4 protein-coding genes are annotated in these 3967 nt (G+C 49.7%); all 4 read left to right on the top strand.

What is annotated here, in order from left to right; translation table 11 throughout:
- The first annotated feature begins 114 nt into the window (after positions 1-114).
- Positions 115-1362: a hypothetical protein gene (locus AK963_RS26440; protein ID WP_066018342.1), complete on the top strand. Its 1248-nt coding sequence runs from the start codon at positions 115-117 to the stop codon at positions 1360-1362.
- Entirely contained in the window at positions 1362-2372 is a 1011-nt protein-coding gene (locus AK963_RS26435; protein WP_139117687.1) for a hypothetical protein, read from the top strand. Before AK963_RS26440 ends, AK963_RS26435 begins: the two co-directional genes overlap by 1 nt.
- Before the next feature lie 221 nt (positions 2373-2593).
- Complete coding sequence (locus AK963_RS26430; RefSeq protein ID WP_139117686.1) at positions 2594-3151, top strand: hypothetical protein; 558 nt, start codon at positions 2594-2596, stop codon at positions 3149-3151.
- A partial coding sequence (locus AK963_RS26425) for a hypothetical protein (RefSeq protein WP_139117685.1) occupies positions 3148-3967 on the top strand: 820 nt, incomplete at its 3' end. The genes AK963_RS26430 and AK963_RS26425, both read left to right, overlap by 4 nt.

Raw genomic sequence — 3967 nt, 5'->3', positions numbered from 1 at the left:
GAAAATCAACATCATTAAAACCTTCGGGTAGCTGTGGTCGACGAGACATCTGTTCTAGATAATGCATGGTAATGATGCCTAAGCATAGTTGGCGGCAGCTTAAGGATTTAGAAAATGCGATTGGTATTAGCCACTTATCCACAGGGTGGATTTACCAGCGCCACCATCGAAGCAGCCGCCACCATCGGCCCGGGTTTTAAAGTAGACGCCGTGGCCTTTCGCACACCGGGCTCGCCGGTTCGATTGGGCAGCTTGCAGCTAACGGCAGTGCGAGTGGATAACGGCGACATCATCACCGCCAGCGCCGACTTTAACGGCGAGATTAACACCAGCGAAGTGCAGGGGAAGATCGACACCACCACCGGCTGGTGTGAAATTCAATTTACCGACGGCGGCTCTCCTGAAAAGAAGCCAATCTTCGTCATACCACAGAGCATCCGGTATAACTGCATTGTGGAAACCAGCCTGCCGCTGGACGCTGAACTGATCGGGCTAGACCCGGTGCGTTTGCCACCAGACGGCAAGGTGCCCATCTTCAGGGCAGGCGACATCGTGGTCATCAGCCACGCCAACAGCACCGATGCCGCTACCCCTACCGCAGGCCAGGTGATCAACCTGAGCCGTGACCATCAGGCCGACATTGTTGTGGAAGACAGCACCGGGGCTCTATTGAAAGCGGATCAGTACACCACCGACCGGGAAGCAGGAACCGTCACCTTTGCTGACCCACTGAGCCTGATCGACGACCAGAGCAACCCACTGACCGCCCCCTTTACCATTAAAGACCGGGTAGAGCACATGAGCGTCCTCAGTGACGTTCAGATCAACGGCGACCTTTCTATTATTTCGCCTGTCCCTTGGGATTTACCCGCAACCGAAACCACAGTAAGCAGTGCGGTCGTGTATGGCGATCTTCAGGCCAGAGTGAAAAACTTTTTCAGCCAGAAGGTATGGGATAACGGCGACCCGAACTGGACAGACAACCGGATCGGTGACCAGACCACCGCCCAATACAACACCATCAACTATCCAGTGGAAACCACCAATAAGGGAGCCATTTATGGCAAGTGGGCGGTGATCTTTACCAGCAGCACTGTCTTTCAGATTGTTGAGGAAAAGCTCGGGATCATAGCAACCGGCAGCACAGCAGCCGATACCGCACCCATTAACCCGGAAACCGGCGTGCCTTATTTTACATTGAAAGCCGATGGTTGGGGCAGCGGTTGGGCAACGGGTAACGCTATTCGCTTCAATACCGATGGATGCCTTGCGCCGGTTTGGATTTGCAGGACGGTGCTTTCAGGGCAGGGAACGGAAACTAACGACGATTTTACATTACAGATTCGGGGGGATGCTGACTGATGGCCGTTACATTTTACTCATCGGAAGATGCAGGAGCACCGCAATTAACAGCAGTGAATACTTCGTATCCATACATGAGCAATATCGTGGATATTATCGACGCTATTCTTGTTACGGGTTATGGCTCTAAAGCCGGTTTAGGCTGGAAAAGAATCTTTGCCTCAGAAACCAATAACAGGAAGGTTTACGAAAATAATTCAGCGCATACTGACAACATGTTTTTGGTAGTGCAACAAGCCATAAGCAGACAATATGGCCTACAGCTTCAAGCGGCTGATACCGTTGAATCGGTGGATTCATATTCAGGTTACAGTAATTACGTTACCACTTATGCTTCCTATCACATTGACCTGAAATGGATGGCTGTTGGGGATGAAAGAACGTTTATCTTCGTGTTTTATCCTGAAAGAGTTAATACCACACATTCAAGTAGCTGGGATAATTATTGTCCTGTTGCAATTTATGCGGGTGATTTCGATACTCCATCAGCAAATTATCCGAAATCTTGGGGGATATTAGGACCCGGAATGTTAAATGGTGTGATGGATGCTGATTTTTCCATGAACACATCTTATTGTACGGGTACATTTATGCTTCATTTGCTAACAGATAACAATAATTCAGGATCACTAAAAAGACCAGTGACCCAAGTACCCGGCGAAGAATGGTCAGAGGCAGACGTACCTTGTTTTGTGACTGCGCTCGGCTGTGATGTTCAAGACTCCAGAGATCACAATAAACCAATAAACTCGATAACTGAGTTTACAGAAAAAGTTGCCCTTCGTTCGTCGTATTCAATGTTTTTAAATGCCACCATTCATTTTAAGCTGCGGGGCGTATATAACTTTATGCCTTTTCTATCTCATGGAGAAACCAGTTCTATACCCAATTTCTTGAAACCTATAACCATTGAAGGCATAAGCTATTTTGGACTAGCGAGAGATAGAAATTATATTGATGATTACTATCAGCCAATGACTGTTTTCATCCAGACTTCAGGTGACTGGTAGCAATGATTCTTGAAAGCGAAAATTACATATCAGTAATAACAGAGCCAAATTATGCTCATAAAATTTTAGCAAATATTACCGTTGACGGGCTTTTGTATGAAGGCAATGTGCTGCTGTTGATAGATAGCACTTTAAAATACTTCTATAGCCAAAATGTTAAGAATGGTTCTTTTTCTGCTTCTTTTTTACCGAAGAGCTTCGTTGGAAAGCCAGCAAATATTTTGATTCTTAAAGATCAAAAGCTATTTTGCTCAGAAGTTATTTTTACTGACAACGTGGTCATTCACGATATAGCCATCAGCACCAGCGGAGGCGGTGGTACACCAACCGGCGATCCTGCCACCATCAGCGGCAAAGTAGAGCGAGTGTTGGACAATCAGGCCGAACCGGCAGCAAGGCAGCTGGTAGCCATTGAGCATAAGCCCGATGGTTCATGGTCAGTAACCGGCGATACCACCAGTGACAGCGAAACCGGCAGCTATACGCTGGACGTGCTGACCGAAGGCGGCGATACCTTTGTACTGGCGATAGACGAATACGGTGTGCCTTTCACCGCAACGGCCAGCGTGGTTCAAGGTGATCTGATCCATCCCACCGTTCCCAATGGTCACGTTTACCGGGTCGAAGCAGGCGGCACCTTGCCTGCCACCGAACCGGAGTGGTGGATAGATACCGGCACCACTCACACCCGAACCATTGAAGGGGATATTACCCTCCGGGCGATTCCTTTCTATCGGCCTCTGGCACACGGTCCCATCAAAGCAGAACTACTGCCATGAGTTATGAGGTTCCCACCGACAGCGCAGAGTTCCGGCTGACCGGGGCTCCCTATGCCGTGTCATCGTCGGCTATTGCTGACTTTTCCTTTGACGGTAAAGGGCTGATTTATTTTGCACCGCCTCCCGGATTGGTTCGCCATTATGAAGGCCAATGGCAAGGGGCTGTCAGTCGGCAGCAGGGCTTTTCTGCGACCTATTCAGCCAGTCGCCCTGTTAGCACTACTCGGAGGCAAAGTAGCCAGCAGGCAACGCCTCTGCAAGCCTCACCAATTGGCCTGTTTTGGGGAGCCGTGGCTAAAAAGGAAATTCAGATCAGTTTTAGTCATGGGGAGAGCCAGAAGAAAGAAGCGGCAACCGGCGACCGTTGGCAGCAGCCAGAGCCAAAGGAAAGTGGCAAGCAGAGTGCGTGGGATAAAAGCATTCAAGCGCAGGATCAGCAACAGGCCTCCCCTTGGAATCATCCACCGGAGCGGGATAGCAATGTATCCGAAGGCATGCAGTCGGTTGACCTTTACGGCTCAAGGAAGTGGAAAAGCCCTGCTTACATTCATCCACAGCAACCGCTGAACTTTACCTTTCAGGATCGGGAGTATGAACCACAGGCTAACGGCTCGGTGTTTTTCCAGATTGGTGCTTTTGACGAAGAAACCGCAGCTGTCCCTGTTGATAGCAAACGGCGCTTTACCTTTCAGAGCAACCGAGCCGAGGATCAGCCGGTTATCCTGCCGTGGGGCTTAGGACAGAAAGCCAGGGATGAAAGTGTTACCGGCAACTATGGCGGCGAGACCGACCCGAACGTGGTGGAGAAACCGCAAC

This window comes from Endozoicomonas atrinae, from assembly GCF_001647025.1.
Classification (GTDB): Bacteria; Pseudomonadota; Gammaproteobacteria; order Pseudomonadales; family Endozoicomonadaceae; genus Endozoicomonas; species Endozoicomonas atrinae.
Note: the sequence above shows the minus strand (reverse complement) of the source record. Positions and strands in the feature narration are given on the sequence as shown.

Excerpts from the sequence above, each read along its gene's own strand:
- AK963_RS26435 (WP_139117687.1), top strand. The coding sequence starts at position 1,362 with ATGGCCGTTACATTTTACTCATCGGAAGATGCAGGAGCACCGCAATTA.
- AK963_RS26440 (WP_066018342.1), top strand. The coding sequence starts at position 115 with ATGCGATTGGTATTAGCCACTTATCCACAGGGTGGATTTACCAGCGCC.